Consider the following 21,426-nt stretch of genomic DNA (forward strand, 5'->3'; position numbering starts at 1 on the left):
GAAAAAGGGGTCACCCTCTTCCTCTCACACGGCCATCGGCGTCCCCGCCTGTACCGCAGGGCAATCCTGCCGCGGCAAGATTAAAAAACCCTTGCTTCCTTTCACCTGAAATATCCCCGCCGGAGGCCTCAGGCGCGGCAGCGCCCGAAACAGGGGCGATCAACCGCTCCCTTGCGAATGATTATTCTGCGCTCAACTCGTCGAAACACTCCAGCGCCTTGGCAGCATACATCATGGCCGGGCCGCCGCCCATCTGGACGCACATGCCCAGCACATCGGCCACCTCTTCGCGGCTGGCACCAGCCTTGATCAGCGCCTCAATATGCAGCCCGATGCAGGATTCGCAGCGTTCCGCCACGGCGATGCCAAGGGCGACGAATTCCTTGGTTTTCAGATCCAGAACACCGCTTTCCTTCACCGCCTTGGTCAGGGTGCCAAAGCCGCGCGTGGCTTCGGGGTTTGCGCGGTTCAGGTTGCGCAGGCTGTTGCGGGTCAGGTTCAGCTTTTCTTTCCAGCTCATTATGAGGCCTTTCACATTTCGGGTTCGCGGCCATTGACCACGCGCCGCAGGAAACGGCATTGATCCTGATCAGAAAGCGGGCTTTTGCGCAATCAGGGCAAGGTTGTTCGCAGGCATTTCGACCGCCTCGATCAGCTCCAACCCGGCCCGGTGGATCAGATCGATCACATCGAAATCATCCTTGTAACCAAGCCGCGAATCCTGCGCCGTCAGGCTGGCGTGAAACGATGCGTCGCCGGCGCTGGTCAATTCGCCCGCTCGCATGAAGGGGCCATAAAGCACCAGCCGCCCGCGCGGCGCCAGCGCCTGTGCGGCCTCTGTGATCAGGACCTCGACCCAAGCCATCGGGATCAGGTGCAACAGATTCGACAGCGTGATCAGATCCTGCCCGGACAGGTCCGCTGCCCAGCCGGGACGGCTGGCATCCAGATCCCGCGCGGGCGAGAGATTGCCGCAACCGCTTTCCCCCGCATAGGCGTCGATACTGGCGCGCCGGGCCGGGTCGGGATCGCTTGGCTGCCAATGCAGCCCGGGGAGGCGCGCGGCAAAGGCCACCACGTGTTGGCCGGTGCCGCTGGCGATCTCCAGCGCGCGGCCTTGCTGTGGCGCCACCTGATCCAGCAGATCGCACAGCGCCGCGCAATTGCGCTCGGCCGAGGGCGCGACCAGTTTGTCGCCCTCGGTCTTGTTGGCGATGCTGGCGCTATCGGGCAGGGTCAGACGATTGGTCATCGGGCGAATCTTTCGGGCGAAAGCTGGGCGCAGGTCGCGCCATCCATCACCGGCGCGCGTCCCAGGATCAGATCGGCGGCCAACTGGCTGACGGCGGGGCAGGTGAGAAAGCCATAGCCGCCCTGTCCGGCCAGCCAGAAAAAGCCGGGCGCGACCGGATCATGCCCGATCACCAGATTGCGGTCGGGGGCAAAGCTGCGCAGCCCGGCCCAGTTCGAGATCATCCGCGTGACCGGTTCGCGCACCACCTCTTCATAACGCGCGATGCCCTCGGCCAGCGTCATATCCTCGGCCCAGGCATCATGCGGCGTGGTCGGGTCTTCCTCGGCGGGCGAGACAAGCAGCGCCCCGGCGTCGGGCTTCATGTACCAGCTCTCGTTGACGCCAAAAACCATCGGCCAGCGCGCCGGATCATGGCCGTCGGGTGCGGCCACACGGGCCATCGAGCGGCGCATCGGCGTGATCTTGATCGGGGCAACCCCGGCCAGACCGGCGACCTCGTCGGCCCAAGCTCCGGCGGCATTGACCAGCAGGTCGGCCTCGATCACCCCCTGTGGCGTGCTCACCAGCCAACGCGCCCCGCGCGTGATCGCGCTGACCGGCGATTTGGTCAGCACCTGCCCGCCATTGGTGCGGATGGTGCGGGCGAAATCCTGCAACAGCCGGTCGGTGTCGATATCCCAAGCGTCGGAATGATACCCCAGAAGAACCGCGCGCTCCGGGTTCAGGATCGGCACCAATTTGCACGCCTCTTCCGGGCTGATCTGATCCATCCCCATCTCGGCCAGATCCTTGGCAAAGGCGTCTTCCTGCCCGGCCAGACCCGCCAGCATCAGCCCGCGCGGGCTGAGATAATCACTCTCGCGTAGGTAGAAATCGGCGCTCGCCCGCGCCAGCGCCACGGTCGAGGGCATGCCATAGCTGGCCTCATACAGCGCCGCCGAGCGACCGGAGGCGTGATAGCCGATGGCCTGTTCTGCCTCCAGCACGGTCACCCGCGCATGCGGCGCCAGCCGCGCCCCGGCCGAGATCCCGGCGATCCCGCCGCCGATGATCACGATATCTGTCTGTGTCTGAGTATCTGTCATGGGGCGAAACTGGCACGGGGCGCGGCAATGGGAAAGCCCTGTTTCGACCGCGCCAGCGCCGAAAACGGCAAACCGAAAGCGATCACCAAAAGCGGCAAACGAAAAAGGCCCCGGCGTGCACCGGGGCCTCTGGATCGTTTCACGCGTGCAGAGCTTACTGCGGAATTTCGCCGTCGAGACCTTCGACATAGAAATTCATGCCCGCCAGCGTGCCGTCATCGGCGACCTCGCCCTCGGCCAGCCACGGGGTGCCGTCCTGCTTGTTCAGCGGGCCGGTAAAGGGATGGTATTCGCCCGATGCAATCGACGCTTTCAGCGCCAGCGCCTCGGCTTTCACATCCTCAGGCACGGCGGACGAAATCTCGCCGATCTTGACCATGCCGGCACCGATGCCGTCCCATGTGTTCACGGTTTCCCATGTGCCGTCCATCACTGCCTTGGTGCGGGCGATGTAATAGGGCGCCCAGTTGTCGATGATCGAGCTGACGCGCGGCGACGGCGCGTATTCGGCCATGTCAGACGCTTGACCAAAGGTGATCACGTTGCCGGCGTTCTTGGCGGCCGCCTGCGGCGCGGTGGAATCGGTGTGCTGCAGGATCACGTCGGCGCCCTGTTCGATCAGCACCTTGGCCGCGTCGGCTTCTTTCGCCGGATCAAACCAGGTAAAGGCCCAGACGATCTTGAACTGGACGTCCGGGTTTACCTTCTTGGCGTGGATATAGGCCGAGTTGATGCCGCGGATCACTTCGGGGATCGGATAGGACCCGATATAGCCCACGATGTTGGATTTGGTCATGCGCCCGGCGATGGTGCCCTGCACCGCGCGCCCCTCATAGAAGCGGGCGGAATAGACCGACACGTTCGGCGCCGTCTTGTAGCCGGTGGCATGCTCGAACTTGATGTTCGGGAATTTCTTGGCCACGTTGATGGTCGGGTCCATGTAGCCGAACGAGGTGGTAAAGATCAGATCGGCACCGTTCAGCGCCATCTGCGTCATCACCCGCTCCGAATCCGGGCCCTCGGCCACGTTCTCGACAAAGACGGTTTCGACCTTGTCGCCGAACTCGGCCTCGACCGCCTTGCGGCCTTGGTTGTGCTCATAGGTCCAGCCGCCGTCACCGACCGGTCCGACATAGACAAAGCCGATCTTGGTTTTGTCCTGTGCCACCGCTCCGGTGGCCAGGCCCAGCACCATCGCGGCGCTGGCAAGAAGAGAAGTCAGTTTCATTCAGGGTCCCCCTGTTGGATATCATGCGCCCCTAATGCGAGGCATGGAAAATACGGCCGAGCGCAGCAGGCGCGCTGCTTTTGTCGGCGGAGAGGATTACGAGCACGAGGATCGTCACCAGATAGGGCGACATTGCCAGATACTCGACCGGAATGGCAACGCCAGCCGCCTGCAGATTGAGCTGCACGACCGTGACGCCGCCGAAAAGATAGGCACCCAGCAAGACCCGCCAGGGCTTCCAGCTGGCGAAGACCACCAGCGCCAGCGCGATCCAGCCGACACCGGCGGTCATCCCCTCGGTCCACTGCGGCACCCGGATCAGGCTGATATAGGCCCCACCCAGCCCGGCACAGGCACCGCCAAAGGCAATCGCCGCAATGCGGATGCGCACCACCTTGTAGCCGAGCGCATGGGCGGCATCGTGGTTTTCCCCCACCGCCCGCAGAATCAGCCCGACGCGGGTGAATTTCAGCACCGCCCAGACCGCCGCGATGATCGCCACGCCAAGATACAGCACCGGATCATGCGAGAACAGGATCGGCCCCAGCACCGGCATGTCGCTCAGCCCCGGGATATGCAGCTCAGCCATCCGCGGCGGTTTGACCCCGACATAGCTCTGGCCCATCAGCGAACTCAGTCCAAGCCCGAACAGCGTCAGCGCCAAGCCGCTCGCCACCTGATTGGCCAGCGCGACCTGCGTCAGCACCACGAACAGCAGCGACAGCGCCGCACCCCCGACAGCTGCGGCCAGAAACCCCAGCCAGGGCGATCCGGTCTCGACCGCGATGGCAAAGCCGCTGATCGCACCGACGATCATCATCCCCTCGACCCCGAGGTTCAGAACACCGGCCTTTTCCACCACCAGCTCTCCGATCGCGGCCAGCAGCAGCGGCGTGGCCGCCACCATCAGCGAGGCGATCAGAAGGACGGGATTGATTGCGGACAGATCCATCTCAGGCCACCTCCGGCTTTTGCAACGCGATGCGGTAATTGGTCAGCAGGTCCAGCGCCAGCAGGAAGAACAGCAGCATCCCCTGAAACACCTGAATCGCCGCCGCAGGCAGGCCCAACTGCCCTTGGGCGATCTCGCCGCCGATATAGGTCAGCGCCATCAACCCCCCGGCCAGCAGAATGCCAACCGGATGCAACCGGCCCAGAAACGCCACGATGATCGCGGTAAACCCATAGCCGACGTTGAAATCAATGCTCACCTGACCCGCAGGACCCGAAACCTCGAACATCCCCGCCAGCCCGGCCAGCGCCCCCGACATCCCCAGACACAGCAGGATCAGCCGTGACGGGCGCACCCCGGCGAACCGCGCCGCGCGCGGCGCCTCGCCGGTCAGACGGATGTGGAACCCCAGCATGTGCCGGTTCAACAGCACATAGGCAAAGATCACCGCGATCAAGGCCGCCACCACGCCCCAATGCATGCCGGTATTGGCGATCAGATCGGCGTTATGCGCGCTGTCATATTGTTGCAGATTGCGGCTACCGGGAAATCCGAACCCCTCGGGGTTCTTCAACAGCCCCAGCGACATCGAGGCCAGAAACTGCTCGGCGACATAGACCAGCATCAGCGACACCAGAATTTCGTTGGTGCCGAAGCGCACCTTCAGAAAGGCCGGGATCATCGCCCAAAGCCAGCCGCCCAAGGCCCCGGCAATCACCATCAGCGGAAAGATGTACCAGGCCTCCAGCGGGTAAAACGCCAGACCGACCGCCGCGCCGGTCAAGGCGCCGATGATATATTGTCCCTCGGCCCCGATATTCCAGATACCGGCGCGGAACCCCAGCGACAGGCCGATGGCGATCAGCACCAGCGGCGCCCCCTTCACCAGCAGTTGCGGGCGGTAATAAAAGGCAAACTCGCCAAACAGCGGTTCCCAGAAAATCGTCTCGATCGCCTGCAGCGGGTTGGTGCCCAGCACCCCGAACAGCAGCCCCCCGAACAGCATTGTCGCCAGCACCGCCACCAGCGGCGTCGCGATCGACCAGCCGCGCGACGGTTGCGGCCTCTTTTCCAACCGGATCATGCGCGGCCCCTTGTGCTTTTTCGTTGTCCACCTGCGCCCGCCAAAGGCGCAAGCGCGTCCTGCCGCCTATACATGCGCCACCTCCATGCCATGAGCCCCGCCCATCATCAGCCCGATTTCCTCGACCGTCAGCCCGGTGGTGGAGCGCGGCGTACTCAGCCGTCCTTCGTTCAACGCCGCAAAGCGGTCGGCGATTTCCATCAATTCATCCAGATCCTGACTGATGCAGACCACCGCGGTCCCCTCTGCTGCCAGATCCAGAAGCGCTTGCCGGATCGCCGCCGCGGCCGCCGCATCCACGCCCCAGGTCGGCTGGTTCACCACCAAGACCTTCGGGCCCTGCAAGACCTCGCGCCCGATCACGAATTTCTGCAAATTCCCGCCCGACAGCGACCGTGCCGCGTTTTCAGGTCCCGGTGTGCGCACGTCAAACGCCTCGATGATCCGCTCGGCAAATTCCCGCGCCGCGCCCCATTTCAGAAACCCGTTGCTGACCAGATTTTCCCGTACCGCCCCGGTCAACAGCGCGTTCTCGGTCAGGCTCATGTCGGGGGCGGCGGCATGGCCCAGCCGCTCTTCCGGGGCGGTCAGCAGGCCTAGGGCCCGCCGCGCCGCCGGTCCCATCCGTCCGATCGGCTCGCCCAGCAGCTTGACCGCGCCCGCCTCGGTCAGGATTTCGCCCGACAGGACGCCCAGCAATTCCTCTTGCCCGTTGCCCGCGACCCCGCCGATGCCGACGATTTCGCCCTGTTGCACGGTCAGATGCACATTCTTCAGCGCGGTGCCAAAGGCCGAGGGCGAGGGCGCCGACAACCCGGAAATGTCCAACGCCACTTCGCCCAAGGCGCGCCCGGCCCGTTCCGGCGTCTTCAGCGCACTGCCCACCATCAACTCGGCCATGTCGCGCGCCGTGGTCTCGCGCGGGGTGCAGGTGCCCACCACCTTGCCCAGCCGCAGGATCGTCGCGGTGTCGCACAGCGTGCGGATCTCTTCCAGCTTGTGCGAAATATACAGGATCGAGGTGCCTTCGCCGCGCAGCTTTTCCAGCGTCTTGAACAGAATTTGAACCTCTTGCGGTGTCAGCACGCTGGTCGGCTCATCCATGATCAACAGCTTCGGGTCCTGCAACAGACAGCGAATGATCTCGACCCGCTGGCGCTCCCCCGCTGACAGATCCCCCACCGTGCGGAACGGGTCCAGCGGCAGGCCATAGGTCTCCGACACTTCGCGGATCCGTGCGGCCAGATCGCGCATCGGCGGCGGGTTCTCCATCCCCAGCGCGATGTTTTCCGCCACGTTGAGCGCATCGAACAGCGAGAAATGCTGAAACACCATGGCGATGCCATCGGCCCGCGCCGCGCGGGGCTCCCCCGGCGCATAGCTTTGCCCGCGCAACTCCATCGTGCCGCTGTCGGGCTTGACCAGACCATAGATCATCTTGACCAGCGTCGATTTCCCGGCGCCGTTCTCGCCAAGCAGCGCGTGCACCTCGCCGACACCGATCTTGAACGAGATGTCGTCATTGGCCACCACCCCGGGATAGGCTTTGGTCAGCCCGTTCAGGCTCAGCAATACTTGGCTCACGCACGTCGCTCCTTTGTCTGTGCCGTCTGGGCGGTCTGGCGCATCAACTGCGCTGCCACGCCAATGGCGATTTGCTGCGGATGTTTGCCCAGCCCCGGATCGCCAATCGGGCAGGTGATCCGCGCGATCTGCTCCGGTGCATGGCCCAGCGCCCGCAACCGCGACCGGAACCGTGCCCATTTCGTAGCCGATCCGATCAGCCCCGCAAAGCCAAAGCCGTGCGACAACAGCCGGTGGCACAGTTCCAGATCCAGCGCATGGGAATAGGTCACGATCAGATGCTCGGCCCGTACCGGCGCATGGCGTACCAGTTCAGCCGGATGGACGGCAGGCAGCACCGTGACCGCCTCCGGCACGCGCTCGGGAAATCGCTCTGGCCCGGTATCGACCCATGTGATCGCCAGATCGGGCAGCGGCGACAATACATCGACCAGCGCGCGGCCCACATGCCCGGCGCCCCAGATCCAAAGATCGCGTGCCGACCGTGTCACCGGCTCGGCCATCCAGCCCTCGATCAGCGCCGGCTCCGGTCCCACGCCACGATCCCGCGCGGTGGCAAGGATGCGACGCACCGCCAGCGGCATTGCCGTTGCCGCCGCAATGGGGCGGGCGATCACCTCCCCCTCCAGCGCCGCAACGGCCTTGGCGTCGTAGATTTCGCTCAACAGGCTCACCGCCCCGCCGCAGCATTGGCCCAGCTCCGGCCCCAGCGCGTGGCGCGTCAACCGGCGGGTCTCGCGCTGATCCCGGGCCGCCTGCGCCGCCGCAAATTCCAGCGCGCCGCCGCCGATGGTGCCGCTTTGTCCGCCTTGCCAGACCAGCATCGCCGCCCCGACCTCGCGCGGGGACGATCCGCGCAGATCCGCGATCACCACCCGCGTCACCCGCTGATGCCGCGCCACCGCCGATTTCAGCGCGCCCAGATCAAAGCTCATCGCGCATCCCCCGGATCGCCGCCCAAACCCGCTCTGGCGTCGCCGGTGCATCCAGATCGGGATAGGCCGCACCACAAGAGGCAACCGCGTCGCTCAGCGCCAGAAAGGCCGAGATCCCCAGCATGAAAGGCGGCTCCCCCACCGCCTTGGAGCGATAGATCGTATCCTCCCGGTTGCGCCCGTCCCACAGCGCCACGTTAAAGATATCGGGCTGATCGGAAAACGCCGGGATCTTGTAGGTGCTCGGCGCATGGGTGCGCAGCCGCCCGGCGTCATCCCAGACCAGCTCCTCGGTGGTCAGCCAGCCCGCGCCCTGCACATAGCCGCCCTCGACCTGACCGATATCCAGTGCCGGGTTCAGGCTGGCACCCGCGTCATGCAGAATATCGGCGCGCAGAATGCGGTATTCGCCGCTGCGGGTGTCCACCGCTACCTCTGTGACCGCCGCGCCATAGGCGAAATAATAGAACGGTCGCCCGGTCCCCTTCAGCCGGTCCCAGGCCAGTTTTGGCGTCTTGTAGAACCCGGTCGCCGACAGGCTGACCCGCCCCTCGTAACAGCGCGCCGCCGCCTCGGCAAAGCTCAGCACCTCGCCGCCGACCTCGACCTGATCATCGACAAAGCGCACCTGCTTGCGGCTGGTCTGATGCTGCTCGGCCAGATAGGCCGCCATCCGGTCGCGGATCTCGTCACAGGCCGCCTTCACCGCCATCCCGTTCAGGTCCGACCCGGACGAAGCCGCCGTGGCGGAGGTATTGGGCACCTTGGCGGTGTCCGTCGCGGTGATCTTGACCGCGCCCAGCCCAATCCCGAACCGGCTGGCCGCCACCTGCGCCACCTTCTGGAACAGCCCCTGTCCCATCTCGGTGCCGCCATGGTTCAGATGCACCGATCCATCCTGATAGACATGCACCAAGGCCCCGGCCTGATTCAGATGCGTCAGGGTAAAGGAGATCCCGAACTTCACCGGCGAAAACCCGATCCCCTTCTTGATCGCCCCATGCGCGCTATTCCACTGCGCCACCGCCTGCTTGCGCGCGTCATAATCCGCGCTCTCCAGCAAGGCCGCGGTGATCCCGTGCAGCTCGAAATCCTCGATCACCTGACCATAGGGCGTGCTCTGGGGCAGGGCGTCGCGCCCGGTTTTTTTCTGGCCGGAACTACTCCGGGGGGGCTCCGCAGGAGCGGGGGCAGCGCCCCCTTGGGCGGCTGCATAATAATTGCGCCGACGCAATTCGACCGGCTCGATCCCGAGCTGATGCGCGGCATGATCCATCAGCCGCTCGATCCCCAGCACACCCTGCGGCCCGCCAAAGCCGCGATAGGCGGTGGCGCTCTGGGTGTTGGTCTTCAACCGGTGGCTCTCGATCCGGGCATGGGGCAGCAGATAGGCGTTGTCGGCATGCAGCATCGCCCGATCCGCCACCGGCAAGGATAGATCCATCGCCCAGCCACAGCGGGCGTATTGCACGAACTCGACGCCCGCGATCCGGCCCTCGGCATCGAAGCCGGCGCGATAGGTGATGCGGAAATCATGGCGCTTGCCGGTGATCACCATGTCGTCGTCGCGGTCATAGCGCATCTTGCAAGGCCGCCCGGTCGCGCGCGCCGCAATGGCACAGGACACCGCCAGCGCATTGCCCTGGCTTTCCTTGCCGCCAAAGCCGCCACCCATGCGCCGCACCTCGACCCGCACCGCGTGCATCGCCAGCCCCAGCGCCTCGGCCACCTTGTGCTGGATCTCCGTCGGGTGCTGGGTCGAGGAATGGACCAGCATATCGCCGCCCTCCTGCGGCAGCGCCAGCGCCGCTTGCCCTTCCAGATAGAAATGCTCCTGCCCGCCCATCTCGAAGGCGCCCTCAACCACATGCGCCGCCCCGGCGATCGCCGTCGCCGCATCGCCCTTGCTCCAGATCACCGGCCCGCCCTCGAACCGGCTGTCCGCCGCCAGCGCCTGATCAATGGTCAGGATCGGGGCCTCTTCGGTGATCGTAAGATCGCCCAGCTTGGCCGCCTTGCGCGCCGCCAGATGGCTCTCGGCCACCACCAGAAACACCGGTTGGCCGACATAGTTCACCCGGTCGACCGCCAGCAAGGGCTCGTCATGCACCGAGGGCGAGACATCATTGGCAAAGGGCAGATCTTCGGCGGTCATCACCGCCAGTACGCCGGGGGCGGCGCGCACCGCCGCCAGATCCATCGCCTCGATCTTTCCGCGCGCCACCGGACTCAGACCAAAGGCCAGATGCAGCGCATCGCGCGGGGTGGGAATGTCGTCGATATAGCGCGCCGCGCCGGTCACATGCAGGCGCGCGGCGTCATGGGGCAGGGGGCTGGTCACGCTCATGCCGACACCTCCAGCACCGAGACCATCTCGCCCATGTCCTCGGCAAAGTACCGTTCCAACATCGCCCGCGCTGTTTCCAGACGATAGCGCGCGCTGGCGCGCATGTCGCTCATCGGGGCGAAATCATCGTCGAACCCGGCCTGCGCCATGCGGATCGTGTCACCCTCCCACGGTTGCCCCAGCAGCGCGCTTTCCACATGCGCCGCCCGCTGCGGTACACCAGCCATGCCGCCAAAGGCAATCCGCGCGGCGGTGACGATCCCATCTTCGACCCGGACATTGAAACAACCGCACAGCGCCGAGATGTCCTGATCGAACCGTTTCGACAGCTTATAGCATTTCAGCCGGTCGTCCTGACGCGGGAAGCTCACCGCTTCGACGAATTCGCCGGGCTGACGGTCTTGCTTGCCATAGGCGATAAAGAACGCCTCCAACGGCATCGCCCGCCGCTCTGCCCCGCGCCGCAGATGCACCACCGCGTCCAGCGCGATCAGCGCCGGCGGGTTGTCCCCGATCGGCGAGCCATTGGCGATATTGCCCCCCACCGTCGCCGCCCCGCGCACCTGGGTCGAGCCGTAGCGCCGGATCATCTGCGCGTAAGACGGATGCAGCGCTTCGATGGCCGCGCCAAAGGTATTCATGTCGGTCATAGCGCCGACCCGAACCTCGTGTTCGCCGATCTCGACTCCGCGGAGGTCAGCGCAGCGGTTGAGAAAGATCATCGGCTCCGGCTCGCGCAGCGCCTTGGTCACCCAGAGCCCGACATCTGTGGCCCCGGCCACCAGCGTCGCCTCCGGGTGCGCCGCATAAAGATCGGCCAGCGCATCGGCGCTTTCGGGGCTGGCGGGCAGGGCGGGCACCTTATTATTCTTGGTCAGCCACGCGGCGTCCGACACCATCCATTCTGGCACCGGCTGCTCTGCCGCTGCCTGCGCCGCGCGCAGGATCGGGGCATAGCCGGTGCAGCGGCACAGGTTGCCCGCCAGCGCTGTCGCGTGGTCGCGCTCGCCGTTCAGATGCGCCACAGCCATCGACAGGATGAAGCCGGGCGTGCAGAACCCGCACTGGCTGCCATGATGGTCGATCATCGCCTGTTGCACCGGATGCAACTGGCCCTCGGGCCCGGAAATTCCCTCGACCGTGCGCACCGCCTTGCCATGCAGCTGCGGCAGGAACAGGATGCAGGCATTGAGCGCCCGCGCCCCGGTCCCATCCGTCACCATCACCGTGCAGGCACCGCAATCGCCCTCGTTGCAGCCCTCTTTGGTGCCGTTCAGCCCGCGCGTCTCGCGCAGCCAGTCCAGCAATGTGCGCGTCGGTGTCGTTTCCGACATCTCAACAGCCTCTCCGTTCAGAAGAAACCTGATTTTCATATTTGAAACCGGTCGCCTTACCCCGTTGTACCCTCAGCTGCCCTGTTCCGATGCGACGTAGAAAAAGGGCGGGTCTTTCTGCCTGTTGCACAAGGTTAGAAACAGGCCCGGCTTCGACGCAAGGAAAACCGAAAGGCGGTGGGACGCGCACAGGTTGCGACATTCTGACCGGGGGGACTTGAAAGCGATAAAAAACCCATATTTACAGTGTGTTATGCCTGTTTATGGCGCGGTGGGCCGCGGAAAGTCTTTCAAGATATTCCGAACAATAGCGCCCGTTTTCTCGGCATTTCATCAGGTTTCACAATCCTGCCCCTGAAAACCGACTCGATGCGGTATCGTCTAGGTTGAAGCAGATTGCCGCGCAGGACGGTCCCGGAACCGGGTGATTTGCAACGCGCAGGCAAATCCGGGGCTGTTTGTGGAACGCCCGCGCCCCCCTCACACGAAAAAGGGCAGGGCCCAGGCCCCGCCCCGTCTCGGGAGGTTGTTTTCTGCACCGGTCTGTCCGGGTCAGCTACTGCTCTTGCCTCGTTCCGCCTCTGTCGTGCGGTTGTTTCGATATTAGAAACATTAGGTTTCGAATGTGGCGAAAATAAGGAGGGCACCGCGCCCCATCTGACCCGCCGCCCGACCCGCCGTTCAACCCGCCGCTCACCCTCGCACACAACCCTGCGCCGACCTCGCGCGGCCCGCCACAGGCGCAACTGCGCGCAGCCCCTTGCCTGCGTGCTTGACGGGCCTTGTTTTCCCATACATATCGCTCTTCATGATCGATCTCGCCCATATCCGCAATTTCTCCATCGTCGCCCATATCGACCACGGGAAATCCACGCTCGCCGACCGCCTGATCCAGGAGACTGGAACAGTGCTGGACCGCGACATGAAGGAACAGATGCTCGATGCCATGGATATCGAGCGCGAGCGCGGCATCACCATCAAGGCCAACACCGTGCGGCTGGAATATACCGCCGACAATGGCGAAACCTATATCCTCAACCTGATCGACACCCCCGGTCACGTCGATTTCGCCTATGAGGTCTCCCGCTCCATGCGCGCGGTCGAAGGCTCTCTCTTGGTCGTCGACAGCACCCAGGGGGTCGAGGCGCAGACGCTGGCGAACGTGTATCACGCGCTCGACGCCGATCATGAAATCGTGCCGGTGTTCAACAAGATCGACCTGCCTGCCTCTGACGTCAGCCGCGTCGCCGAACAGGTCGAGGACGTGATCGGCATCGACGCCTCCGGCGCCATCGCGGTTTCGGCCAAGACCGGGCAGGGCATCCACGAGGTGCTGGAATCCATCGTCCATCACCTGCCCGCACCCAAGGGCACTCGCGATGCACCGCTCAAGGCGATGCTGGTCGATAGCTGGTACGATGCCTACCTTGGCGTGATCGTTCTGGTGCGGATCATGGATGGCGTGCTGAAAAAGGGCGAGCGCATCAAGATGATGCAGAACGGCTCGATCCACCACGTCGACCGGATCGGCGTGTTCCGCCCCAAGATGCAGCCGGTGGACGAACTCGGCCCGGGCGAGATCGGCTTTCTCACCGCCTCGATCAAACAGGTGCGCGACACCCGCGTCGGCGATACCATCACGCATGAGAAAAAGGGCTGCGAAACCCCGCTGCCCGGCTTCAAACCCTCGGTCCCGGTGGTGTTCTGCGGTCTGTTCCCGGTGGATTCCTCGGAATTCGAGGATCTGCGCGACGCGATCGAGAAACTGGCCCTGAACGACGCCAGCTTTTCCTACGAGATGGAAACCTCGGCCGCGCTTGGCTTTGGCTTTCGCTGCGGCTTTCTCGGGCTGCTGCACCTCGAGGTGATCCGCGACCGGATCGAACGCGAATACAATATCGACCTGATCACCACCGCGCCCTCCGTGGTCTATCACATCTACATGCGCGATGGCACCATGCGCGATCTGCACAACCCAGCCGACATGCCCGATCTGACCCATGTGGATCATATCGAGGAGCCGCGGATCAAGGCGACCATTCTGGTCCCGGACGAATTCCTCGGCGACGTGCTGAAACTCTGCCAGGACCGCCGCGGCATTCAGGAGGAGCTGACCTATGCCGGCGCCCGCGCCATGGTGGTCTATGACCTGCCGCTGAACGAGGTGGTGTTCGATTTCTACGACCGGCTGAAATCGGTGTCCAAGGGCTATGCCAGCTTTGACTACCAGATGACCGGCTATCGCACCGATTTCCTCGTCAAGATGCAGATCCTCGTCAATGACGAGCCGGTGGATGCGCTGTCAACCATGGTGCACCGGGATCGCGCCGATCTGCGTGGCCGCGCCATGGTCGAAAAGCTCAAGGACCTGATCCCGCGCCATATGTTCAAGATCCCGATCCAGGCCGCCATCGGTGGCAAGGTGATCGCGCGCGAAACCCTGAGCGCCCTGCGCAAGGACGTGACTGCCAAATGCTATGGCGGCGACGCCACCCGCAAACGCAAGCTGCTGGACAAGCAGAAGGCGGGCAAGAAGAAGATGCGCCAATTCGGCAAAGTCGACATCCCGCAGGAAGCGTTTATTTCGGCCCTGAAAATGGACAGCTAAAAGCTGTCCTTTCACAGGGCCAGTGGGCGAAAGCGGTTGGCAAAGCCAACTGCGTGCCCACACCCCAGCCAATAAAGCGCCAGATACCCCACATCGCCCCGTCAGGGCGGGCTACCGTGCGCACATCACCCAAAACCCGTCCCGCCCGGCCTCTGGCCGGGCAGCGCCCGCCCCGCCCCCGTCGCACCGAAGGTGCGCCGCCTATTGTCGGCACGCCTCCGGCGTGACGGGCGGGCGCTTCGCTTCCCACCCCGTCGGGCCGGGCGCTGCCCTTGGTGACCCAAGTGCATTGCGTCGAAAATCGAAAGATTTTGCCGGGTATCTTTCTGGCTAAGACTTGGGCTGAATGACCTCTGCCCGGTAATTCCTGAGGTACTCGGTCATCTGCCACCGGATCAGGTAGTCCCGATCAATGACCTGGTAGGCGATGTTCAGAGACTGCGCCACTGTCCGCACTTGGAACTCATATTGGTCCTCGCGTCCGTCCGTGTCGATCATCAACACCATAGGGGCTTTGCCCGTCAGCAAGGCCGCAAAGGCCGCCTGATGAACGCTATCGATGGAACTGCGCTTGTCGAGCCCCACCTCGATCACCTGCGTGCTTGTCTCACAGTCCACGCGGATCCGGTGAAGGTCATAGCCAACCGAGTAGCCGTGAGAAACCTCCGTGGCGCCGTGCAGCATCAAGGTGCAGTAGATCGCGGCAAGAGCAAGCTCTGACATGGATACAGCTCCTGCTCTCTGTGGTCATCAGGGTGTTAATGATTCGTTAATCATTCTTAACGCAAGGCCCTTTCCGTTGTCATCCCTCCCCCGTCGGGCCGGGCGCTGCCCTCCGCCCTTGATCGCCCCTCACACCGCCCCCTCTTCCCATCCCCCCTTCCACCCCCTATAGGCAACCGGACACAACCTATCCGGAGCCTTATCCATGCCCTGCGCCCTTTGTTCCGCCGACGCGCCCCTGACCGCCTATGCCGTTGCTGGCGGCCCGGCGGATGCGACCGCCGATCTTTGTGAAACCTGTATTGCCCAGATCGAGGGCGAGCCGGACCCCACCCATTGGCGTTGCCTCTCGGCCTCCATGTGGTCCGAGGTTCCGACGGTGCAGGTGCTGGCGGCGCGGATGCTGACACGGCTGGCCGATCACGACTGGGCGCGCGATCTCTCCGATCAGCTCTGGCTGGATGACGACACCCGCGCTTGGGTCGAGAACGTGCCGCAAGAGACCGGGCACAAGGACAGCAACGGCGTCCCGCTGGCACAGGGCGACACCGTGGTTCTGATCAAGGATCTGCCGGTTAAGGGCGGTGGCTTCACCGCCAAGCGGGGCACGGCGGTGCGCGGCATTTCACTGGTTCACGACAACCCCGCCCATATCGAGGGCCGGGTCGAGGGCCAGCGCATTGTCATCCTGACCGAGTTCGTCAAGAAACGCTGACCCCGCATACCGGGAAACGATCCGGGGACGATCAGAGCTTTTTCTGAACGTCCTCGGCCACGTCCTCGATCGCGCCGCCGGCCTTCTTCAGGTCACGGCCCGCGCCCTTGGTGGTCTCACAGGCTGTCAGCGCCAACAGCGCCAAGCCAAAAACAAACAGTCGCGTCATCGCATTTCTCCATCCGCTCGCATTGTCCCGGATATAGGCCCTGTGCCTGCCACTCGGCAAGCGGCATCGGCGGCGCGCCGCGGATCTCTGCCGCGTGGCACCGGGGCAACCCACCTCCATATTCAAATATTCATAAAATGCTATGGGACTGCGGCAAAGTGTCCTATCCTTCCCCCACAACAGGGGAGGAACCCATATGAAACACCTGCTATCCGCCGCCGCGCTCGCGCTTGGCCTGACCACTTTCACCGGCGCCGCCTTGGCCGAGGGGCAAACCCATCACATCGCTTTTCATATCGATCAGAACGATCCCAAGCTGATGAACATCACGCTGAACAACGTCGCCAATGTGACCAGCTATTATCACGAGCATGGCGACACGGCGGTGATCGAAGTGGTGGCCTATGGCCCCGGCCTGAACATGTTCGTCGTCGGCAAAAGCCCGGTTGCCGACCGGATCTCAGCGATGCATCTGGAGGTCGAGGATCTCACCTTCTCCGCCTGCGGCAACACCCTGCGCAACATGAGCGCGAAGCTCGGCAAAGAGATCGAGCTGCTTGACGAGACCGGGGTCGTGCCGTCCGGCGTGGTGCGTCTGGTCGAGCTGCAAGAGCAGGGCTATGCCTATATCCGGCCCTGATCGGCTGCGCTGAGCGGCTCTCCCTCGGGGCGCCACGGCAGACCCGTTCGCGCCCTGGACATGGGCTTTTGCGGATCGCGCCCCAACGCGGGCGCGGTCCTCAACAAGACGATTGGGCGTTCTGAGCCCGGTTCATCCATTTTCCGCAGTGCCCAACCACTTGGTCCCGCGTTGCGCGACAGTCCGCTCTGCCCGCGTACCCCCCCGCGCTCAGCGGTAGGCGCGCAGGTAGTAATGTTCAAACGCAAGCTTCATCCAGTGGAACGGCTTGAAACCGGGCAGGGCGAGGCTGATCCGCTTGGTCCGGAACACCAGCATCCCGGTGCTCAGCGTGTCCATGATGCAGATGAGTTCGGCCTTGAACGCCGTCGTCGGCTGCCCTCCCGCCAGCACAGACGCGATATTCTGCGCGACCGCCTTCGCCTGCAGATCCGCCTGGTGCGCCTGCTTGGCCAGCCAGTCGGGCCCCGGATAGCTGCCCGCGTCGCCCGCGACCCACAGATTGGCGTGGCCTGTGACCTGACAGGTCGCGTCGGCCTGCACCATGCCGCCGGGCGACAGCGGCAGGCTTGCATTCTCCAGCCACTGGGGGCCGGTCATGCCGGGTTGGAACAGGATCAGGTCGGCCTCGATCTCGCCACCCTCGGTCACGACCTTGCGTTCCTCAATCCGCACCATCTTGTGCCCCAGATGGGTCTCTATCCCGCGCTTCTTCATCTCGGCCAGCAGGCCATCCACCGCCTTCGCACCCAGCCGTTGGCCGGGCCGTGGCGAGGGGTTGTAGAACACAAGCCGGAACGCGTCGCGCCTGCCTTGACGGCGCAGCAAGCTGTCGATGATGAACAGGAATTCGAACATCGGCCCGCCGCGCATCGCGCCGGGTTCGTTCGGGTTGGTGGCAAAGCCCACCGCGATGGTGCCGCCCTGCAACTCGGCCAGCTTGCGCTCGATCGCTTCGCCTGCGGCGATGCCCTGGCACGGGATGATCGCGTGTTCGATACCCGGCAGCTTGCGGATGAACCGCCCGCCGGTGGCGATGATGACGTGATCGGCCTGAACCGGCCCCTGATCGGTTTCAATCGTGCGCCCGTCGGCCGAAAGACCGGTGACCGAGGCGTTCAGGTGGTGCACCCCGTGGCGCGCGAAGAACGGAGCAAGCGCGATGCGCAGCCCCGCGCCGTTGCGCAGCCCGGCCGGGATCCAGATCGTCGAGGGCAGGTAATGCAACTCGTCGCGCGGCGAGATAACGGTGATTTCGGCAGCGACCTTGCGCTTGCGCAAGGCGCGCACTGCGGTCAATGCGGCGAAACCCGATCCGAGGATGGCGATCTGGGTCATGGGAACGGTCCTTTGAAGTGACTACCTATCATAATCGATATTCTGAATGTATATTTTTGCGCGACGAGTCAATGCGGCGATTTGGGCAAAGGAACAAAGCCCTTGTCTGATCGTGCTCATGGGACCCGCATTTGCCGGCAAGCACGCTTGATCCTGCCGGCTGTTCTTGTCTCGCGCGGGCGCATCCCCCCGGCGCCGGCGCGGTGTTGATTTGGCAGGACAAGGACATGACCTGGCTTGCGCAAATCTGCGTCGCACGCATCACTCGCTTCAACGCCCTCTCAACTGACCCGTGGATGTCCCATAGATCACATTCAAACCTTGGGCGGATGCGGTTGCCCGGTGGCTTGGAACTGGTCTCTATGGGGTTGCTGGCCTGGGCGTCAGTTTGAGCCGTTTCGCCGCTTGCCCCACGGCTTCGATTGCAGGCAACGAGGGGTTTGATGCACATACGTCGGAAAATTTAGCGAAGAAGTCAGACTCCAGCCCAGCCGTTGAAATTGAAAATGGCTTGGATAGGTCGAACGCTCTTAAATCATTGTCCCGAATAAATTTTTTCATCAAAATGACAAATGGCAAGACCTCGTCTTTTGGCAGCCCAAGATCGTCCTCAAAAGCACCGGTTCTGCGGTAGTGGGCGATTGAGGCATCGTGATATGCAAAAATGACCTCCTCATGCTTCTCACCAAGTTCTTCGCAAGTTAACCCGATGAGGTCATCTTCGGTGTAGTGCCTTATTTGGGAGAAATTCGGCCAAACGTACACGGCCAAGAGCGCAGCACAAATGCACAAAAACAAACAGATGCTGACGAATATTTTCATCCGGTAAAGTAGGCCGTATCAAGCCCCCCTGTCAAAACCCCCGGGTGTGGGGCGCACCCGTTTTCCGGCCTGTCTTCCCGCTTTGCACAAAACGGCGCAGAAACTCCCCAACCGGGCGGTTTCAGCGCGGGCGGGCCCGTGGGGGACTGCACAAAACCGCCCCGAAACGCCCCAATCCGACCTGAGCCAGATCAAGGCGCGGGCCCGTCCCACAGTCTAAATCGGGGGGCATGAGCCACCTCGTCCTGATCCTGCACCTGTTCATCGGCGCGACCCTTGCCGGGGTCGGCATCGTCGTTCTGCTTGTCGCCGGGGGTGGCAGCGGCTGGTCTCTGGCTGCTGCCGTGGTCCTCGGGTTCGCCGTGGCCTTCCCTATCGCCCTCGCCCTTGCCCGCGCGATGGGAGAAGATTAACGCACTGGTTTAAATATGAAATAACGCGGATCAGCCGCGCTTGCGCAACCCGCCAAACAGGCTCGTCAGCACGAAAAGCAGCGCAGCCGTGCATACGATGCTGGGCCCGGTCGGCGTGTCAAAGACAAAGGCCGCCCAAAGCCCCCCCAGTGCCGAGACCGCCCCCAGCCCGGCCGCCCCCGCCGCCATTCCCTCCGGCGTTGCAGCCAAAGGCCGCGCCGCCGCCGGCGGGATCACCAGTAGCGCCGCGATCAACAAAACACCGACAACCTTGATCGCCACCGCCACCACGACGGCCAGCGCGAGGGTCAGGACAAGCTCTTCTCGGCGCGGGTCGATCCCACTGGCGCGGGCTAGATCTGGGTTCAGGGTGGACAGCAACAACCCCGGCCAGCGCCACGCGGTCAGCGCCACGACCAGCACGGCGCCGCCCCATATTGTGGCAAGATCCCAACGGGTTACCGCCAGAATGTCGCCAAAGAGAAAGGCCATGAGGTCCAGCCGCACATCGGCCAGAAGTGTCACGGCGACCATCCCGGCGGCCAGCGCGGTATGCGACATCACCCCCAGCGCGGTGTCCATGGCAAAGCCCCGTCCAGTCATCGCCGAGACCGCCAGCGCCATCAGCAGCGCGGCGGCCAGCACCGCCGGCATCACCGCCAGCCCCAGCCCCAGCGCGAAGGCCACTCCAAGGATTGCCGCATGCGCCGTTGCTTCGCCGAAATAGGCCATCCGTCGCCAGACCACGAAACAGCCCAGCGGCGCGGCGGCCAGCGCAACGCCCAGCCCGGCCAGCGCCGCGCGTACCAGAAAATCGTCCAGAAAATTCATCCTTCGGCGCCCTCGTCGCTGTGGTCGTGGCTGTGGTCGTGGCTGTGTCCGTCGTCAGGGTCGTGCTCATGGCTGTGCTGGTGCCGGTAAAGCGCCAGCGCCCCCTTGGTGCCGGTGCCGAAAAGGGCGCGGTATTCCGGTGCATCGGCAACGATTTCCGGTGTGCCCTGACAGCAGATATGACCGTTCAGGCAGATCACCCGGTCCGAGGCTGCCATCACCACATGCAGGTCATGGCTGATCATCAGCACGGCACAACCAAGATCTTGGCGAACTTCTTCGATCCGGCGATAAAAGGCTGCTGCACCGGGTTGGTCGAGCCCCTGCGTGGCCTCGTCCAGCAACAGCAGTTGCGGCTGTTCCAGCAGCGCGCGGGCCAGCAAAACGCGTTGGAACTGACCACCCGACAGGTCGGTCATCTGCCGGTCGGCCAACCCCGGCGCACCGGCATGATCCAGCACGCGGTCGGCTTCGGCCGTGCTGATCCGGTGCGGCAGCCCAAGAAAACGGCGTACCGTCATCGGCATCGAGCGGTCAATGGCCAGCTTTTGCGGCACATAGCCAACGCGCAGCCCCGGTGCCCGTTCGATGCGACCGGCCGAGGGCGTGATCGCCCCGATCAGCGCCCGCAGAAAGGTAGATTTTCCCGACCCGTTGGGCCCGACCACGGTGACGATTTCGCCGGCGGTGATCTCGACATTCACAGCGTCCAGAATCACCCGCCCGCCCAAACGGACGGACAGGTCCCGGGCGGCGATCAGCGGCGCGCTCATGCCTCGGCCTCGGCGCAGGTGGGGCAAAGCCCTTCGGCCTCGACCACCACCTTTTCGATCACGAAGCCGGTGGCGCGCGCCGCATCGCCCAGCCGACCGCCCTCCAACCCGGTTTCGGCCTCGGCCACCGCCTTGCACAGACGACAGATCAGAAAGGCGGGCACGTGATCCTCGCCCGGATGGGCGCAGGCGGTATAGGCGTTCATCCGCTCGATTCGATGCGCCAGCCCGTGGCTGGTCAGGAAATCCAGCGCCCGGTAGGCCACCGGCGGCTGCGCGCCCAACCCCTCGGCGGCAAGGATCTCGAGAATGTCATAGGCCCCCATGGCGCGGTGCCGCTCCAGCAGGATTTCCAGCACCCGGCGGCGGGCCGGGGTGAAGTTCAGCTTTTGCGCGGCGCACAGATCCTCGGCCGCCTGCACCGCGTCGGCGATGCAGTGGCTGTGGTCATGCCGGTCGAAACCGACCGAGGGCGCGATCTGGGGGGATGTTCGGGGGGTCGTCTGGGTCATGGGGCAGGGCCGTTTTCATAGGATTATGGGTTGATATAGTATAACAGTATCTGTATCAACAGGCGTTGGCTGTTATGT

The 21,426-nt window shown here is 64.1% G+C and carries 21 protein-coding genes; 4 read left to right on the forward strand and 17 right to left on the reverse strand.

Annotation, left to right across the window (positions count from 1 at the left end):
- Positions 1 to 181: 181 nt before the first annotated feature.
- The 10 genes from E1B25_RS11180 to xdhA form a co-directional block, all read right to left on the reverse strand.
- The gene (locus E1B25_RS11180) at positions 182 to 520 is read right to left on the reverse strand and encodes a carboxymuconolactone decarboxylase family protein (protein WP_132829291.1); all 339 of its coding nucleotides are present in this window, start codon (positions 518 to 520) and stop codon (positions 182 to 184) included.
- Positions 521 to 589: 69 nt separating this feature from the next.
- Entirely contained in the window at positions 590 to 1,252 is a 663-nt protein-coding gene (locus tag E1B25_RS11185; protein WP_132829293.1) for a DUF938 domain-containing protein, read from the reverse strand.
- Positions 1,249 to 2,340, reverse strand: a complete 1,092-nt coding sequence (locus tag E1B25_RS11190; protein WP_132829295.1) for an NAD(P)/FAD-dependent oxidoreductase — start codon at positions 2,338 to 2,340, stop codon at positions 1,249 to 1,251. The genes E1B25_RS11185 and E1B25_RS11190 overlap by 4 nt, the downstream gene beginning before the upstream one ends.
- 154 nt (positions 2,341 to 2,494) lie before the next feature.
- A complete protein-coding gene (locus E1B25_RS11195) occupies positions 2,495 to 3,568 on the reverse strand; it encodes a BMP family ABC transporter substrate-binding protein (protein ID WP_132829296.1) in 1,074 nt (357 codons plus the stop codon).
- Positions 3,569 to 3,599: 31 nt separating this feature from the next.
- Entirely contained in the window at positions 3,600 to 4,520 is a 921-nt protein-coding gene (locus E1B25_RS11200) for an ABC transporter permease (protein ID WP_132829298.1), read from the reverse strand.
- A 1-nt stretch (position 4,521) separates the two neighbouring features.
- A complete protein-coding gene (locus tag E1B25_RS11205; RefSeq protein ID WP_132829300.1) occupies positions 4,522 to 5,604 on the reverse strand; it encodes an ABC transporter permease in 1,083 nt (360 codons plus the stop codon).
- Between the two features lie 66 nt (positions 5,605 to 5,670).
- Positions 5,671 to 7,188 carry an ABC transporter ATP-binding protein gene (locus E1B25_RS11210; RefSeq protein WP_132829302.1) on the reverse strand — a complete coding sequence of 506 codons (1,518 nt, stop codon included), beginning with the start codon at positions 7,186 to 7,188 and terminating at the stop codon, positions 5,671 to 5,673.
- Positions 7,185 to 8,123 (reverse strand): xanthine dehydrogenase accessory protein XdhC, encoded by a 939-nt coding sequence (gene xdhC / locus E1B25_RS11215; protein ID WP_132829304.1) that lies wholly within the window; start codon positions 8,121 to 8,123, stop codon positions 7,185 to 7,187. The genes E1B25_RS11210 and xdhC overlap by 4 nt, the downstream gene beginning before the upstream one ends.
- Positions 8,113 to 10,470 carry a xanthine dehydrogenase molybdopterin binding subunit gene (gene xdhB, locus E1B25_RS11220; protein WP_132829305.1) on the reverse strand — a complete coding sequence of 786 codons (2,358 nt, stop codon included), beginning with the start codon at positions 10,468 to 10,470 and terminating at the stop codon, positions 8,113 to 8,115. Before xdhB ends, xdhC begins: the two co-directional genes overlap by 11 nt.
- Positions 10,467 to 11,843: a xanthine dehydrogenase small subunit gene (xdhA, locus tag E1B25_RS11225; protein ID WP_132829307.1), complete on the reverse strand. Its 1,377-nt coding sequence runs from the start codon at positions 11,841 to 11,843 to the stop codon at positions 10,467 to 10,469. The genes xdhB and xdhA overlap by 4 nt, the downstream gene beginning before the upstream one ends.
- A 769-nt stretch (positions 11,844 to 12,612) precedes the next feature.
- Here xdhA and lepA point away from each other — a divergent pair.
- Complete coding sequence (gene lepA / locus E1B25_RS11230) at positions 12,613 to 14,412, forward strand: translation elongation factor 4 (protein ID WP_132829309.1); 1,800 nt, start codon at positions 12,613 to 12,615, stop codon at positions 14,410 to 14,412.
- Between the two features lie 330 nt (positions 14,413 to 14,742).
- Here lepA and E1B25_RS11235 read toward each other — a convergent pair whose 3' ends face one another.
- Complete coding sequence (locus E1B25_RS11235; RefSeq protein WP_132829311.1) at positions 14,743 to 15,135, reverse strand: hypothetical protein; 393 nt, start codon at positions 15,133 to 15,135, stop codon at positions 14,743 to 14,745.
- Positions 15,136 to 15,340: 205 nt separating this feature from the next.
- Here E1B25_RS11235 and E1B25_RS11240 point away from each other — a divergent pair, with 205 nt between their 5' ends.
- Positions 15,341 to 15,850 (forward strand): PhnA domain-containing protein, encoded by a 510-nt coding sequence (locus tag E1B25_RS11240; protein WP_132829313.1) that lies wholly within the window; start codon positions 15,341 to 15,343, stop codon positions 15,848 to 15,850.
- A 31-nt stretch (positions 15,851 to 15,881) separates the two neighbouring features.
- Here the strand turns inward: E1B25_RS11240 and E1B25_RS11245 are convergent, their stop codons facing one another.
- Positions 15,882 to 16,019, reverse strand: coding sequence for an entericidin A/B family lipoprotein (locus E1B25_RS11245; protein ID WP_132829314.1), 138 nt, complete (start codon positions 16,017 to 16,019; stop codon positions 15,882 to 15,884).
- A gap of 196 nt (positions 16,020 to 16,215) precedes the next feature.
- Here E1B25_RS11245 and E1B25_RS11250 point away from each other — a divergent pair, with 196 nt between their 5' ends.
- Positions 16,216 to 16,659 (forward strand): DsrE family protein, encoded by a 444-nt coding sequence (locus E1B25_RS11250; protein WP_132829316.1) that lies wholly within the window; start codon positions 16,216 to 16,218, stop codon positions 16,657 to 16,659.
- A gap of 210 nt (positions 16,660 to 16,869) precedes the next feature.
- Here the strand turns inward: E1B25_RS11250 and E1B25_RS11255 are convergent, their stop codons facing one another.
- Positions 16,870 to 17,997, reverse strand: coding sequence for an NAD(P)/FAD-dependent oxidoreductase (locus tag E1B25_RS11255; protein ID WP_132829317.1), 1,128 nt, complete (start codon positions 17,995 to 17,997; stop codon positions 16,870 to 16,872).
- Between the two features lie 360 nt (positions 17,998 to 18,357).
- The gene (locus E1B25_RS11260) at positions 18,358 to 18,819 is read right to left on the reverse strand and encodes a hypothetical protein (protein ID WP_132829318.1); all 462 of its coding nucleotides are present in this window, start codon (positions 18,817 to 18,819) and stop codon (positions 18,358 to 18,360) included.
- Between the two features lie 230 nt (positions 18,820 to 19,049).
- Here E1B25_RS11260 and E1B25_RS11265 point away from each other — a divergent pair, with 230 nt between their 5' ends.
- Positions 19,050 to 19,232, forward strand: coding sequence for a CTP synthetase (locus E1B25_RS11265; protein ID WP_132829320.1), 183 nt, complete (start codon positions 19,050 to 19,052; stop codon positions 19,230 to 19,232).
- Positions 19,233 to 19,262: 30 nt separating this feature from the next.
- On the opposite strand, the gene E1B25_RS11270 is transcribed toward E1B25_RS11265, so the two are convergent.
- Genes E1B25_RS11270 through E1B25_RS11280 form a run of 3 tightly spaced genes read right to left on the reverse strand, consistent with a single transcriptional unit; the run spans position 19,263 to position 21,348 of the window.
- Positions 19,263 to 20,063 (reverse strand): metal ABC transporter permease, encoded by an 801-nt coding sequence (locus E1B25_RS11270; RefSeq protein WP_132829321.1) that lies wholly within the window; start codon positions 20,061 to 20,063, stop codon positions 19,263 to 19,265.
- Positions 20,060 to 20,836: an ATP-binding cassette domain-containing protein gene (locus tag E1B25_RS11275; RefSeq protein WP_132829322.1), complete on the reverse strand. Its 777-nt coding sequence runs from the start codon at positions 20,834 to 20,836 to the stop codon at positions 20,060 to 20,062. The genes E1B25_RS11270 and E1B25_RS11275 overlap by 4 nt, the downstream gene beginning before the upstream one ends.
- A complete protein-coding gene (locus E1B25_RS11280; protein ID WP_132829324.1) occupies positions 20,833 to 21,348 on the reverse strand; it encodes a helix-turn-helix domain-containing protein in 516 nt (171 codons plus the stop codon). The genes E1B25_RS11275 and E1B25_RS11280 overlap by 4 nt, the downstream gene beginning before the upstream one ends.
- Between the last annotated feature and the right edge of the window lie 78 nt (positions 21,349 to 21,426).

Origin of the sequence: Antarcticimicrobium sediminis (assembly GCF_004348975.1) — a bacterium.
Lineage (GTDB): Bacteria > Pseudomonadota > Alphaproteobacteria > Rhodobacterales > Rhodobacteraceae > Antarcticimicrobium > Antarcticimicrobium sediminis.

What these genes read in the sequence shown, in the direction of transcription:
- E1B25_RS11180 (WP_132829291.1), bottom strand. Translation starts at nt 520, where the DNA reads ATGAGCTGGAAAGAAAAGCTGAACCTGACCCGCAACAGCCTGCGCAAC.
- E1B25_RS11185 (WP_132829293.1), bottom strand. Translation starts at nt 1,252, where the DNA reads ATGACCAATCGTCTGACCCTGCCCGATAGCGCCAGCATCGCCAACAAG.
- E1B25_RS11190 (WP_132829295.1), bottom strand. Translation starts at nt 2,340, where the DNA reads ATGACAGATACTCAGACACAGACAGATATCGTGATCATCGGCGGCGGG.
- E1B25_RS11195 (WP_132829296.1), bottom strand. Translation starts at nt 3,568, where the DNA reads ATGAAACTGACTTCTCTTCTTGCCAGCGCCGCGATGGTGCTGGGCCTG.
- E1B25_RS11200 (WP_132829298.1), bottom strand. Translation starts at nt 4,520, where the DNA reads ATGGATCTGTCCGCAATCAATCCCGTCCTTCTGATCGCCTCGCTGATG.
- E1B25_RS11205 (WP_132829300.1), bottom strand. Translation starts at nt 5,604, where the DNA reads ATGATCCGGTTGGAAAAGAGGCCGCAACCGTCGCGCGGCTGGTCGATC.
- xdhC (WP_132829304.1), bottom strand. Translation starts at nt 8,123, where the DNA reads ATGAGCTTTGATCTGGGCGCGCTGAAATCGGCGGTGGCGCGGCATCAG.
- xdhB (WP_132829305.1), bottom strand. Translation starts at nt 10,470, where the DNA reads ATGAGCGTGACCAGCCCCCTGCCCCATGACGCCGCGCGCCTGCATGTG.
- xdhA (WP_132829307.1), bottom strand. Translation starts at nt 11,843, where the DNA reads ATGAAAATCAGGTTTCTTCTGAACGGAGAGGCTGTTGAGATGTCGGAA.
- lepA (WP_132829309.1), top strand. Translation starts at nt 12,613, where the DNA reads ATGATCGATCTCGCCCATATCCGCAATTTCTCCATCGTCGCCCATATC.
- E1B25_RS11235 (WP_132829311.1), bottom strand. Translation starts at nt 15,135, where the DNA reads ATGTCAGAGCTTGCTCTTGCCGCGATCTACTGCACCTTGATGCTGCAC.
- E1B25_RS11240 (WP_132829313.1), top strand. Translation starts at nt 15,341, where the DNA reads ATGCCCTGCGCCCTTTGTTCCGCCGACGCGCCCCTGACCGCCTATGCC.
- E1B25_RS11245 (WP_132829314.1), bottom strand. Translation starts at nt 16,019, where the DNA reads ATGACGCGACTGTTTGTTTTTGGCTTGGCGCTGTTGGCGCTGACAGCC.
- E1B25_RS11250 (WP_132829316.1), top strand. Translation starts at nt 16,216, where the DNA reads ATGAAACACCTGCTATCCGCCGCCGCGCTCGCGCTTGGCCTGACCACT.
- E1B25_RS11255 (WP_132829317.1), bottom strand. Translation starts at nt 17,997, where the DNA reads ATGACCCAGATCGCCATCCTCGGATCGGGTTTCGCCGCATTGACCGCA.
- E1B25_RS11260 (WP_132829318.1), bottom strand. Translation starts at nt 18,819, where the DNA reads ATGAAAATATTCGTCAGCATCTGTTTGTTTTTGTGCATTTGTGCTGCG.
- E1B25_RS11265 (WP_132829320.1), top strand. Translation starts at nt 19,050, where the DNA reads ATGAGCCACCTCGTCCTGATCCTGCACCTGTTCATCGGCGCGACCCTT.
- E1B25_RS11270 (WP_132829321.1), bottom strand. Translation starts at nt 20,063, where the DNA reads ATGAATTTTCTGGACGATTTTCTGGTACGCGCGGCGCTGGCCGGGCTG.
- E1B25_RS11275 (WP_132829322.1), bottom strand. Translation starts at nt 20,836, where the DNA reads ATGAGCGCGCCGCTGATCGCCGCCCGGGACCTGTCCGTCCGTTTGGGC.
- E1B25_RS11280 (WP_132829324.1), bottom strand. Translation starts at nt 21,348, where the DNA reads ATGACCCAGACGACCCCCCGAACATCCCCCCAGATCGCGCCCTCGGTC.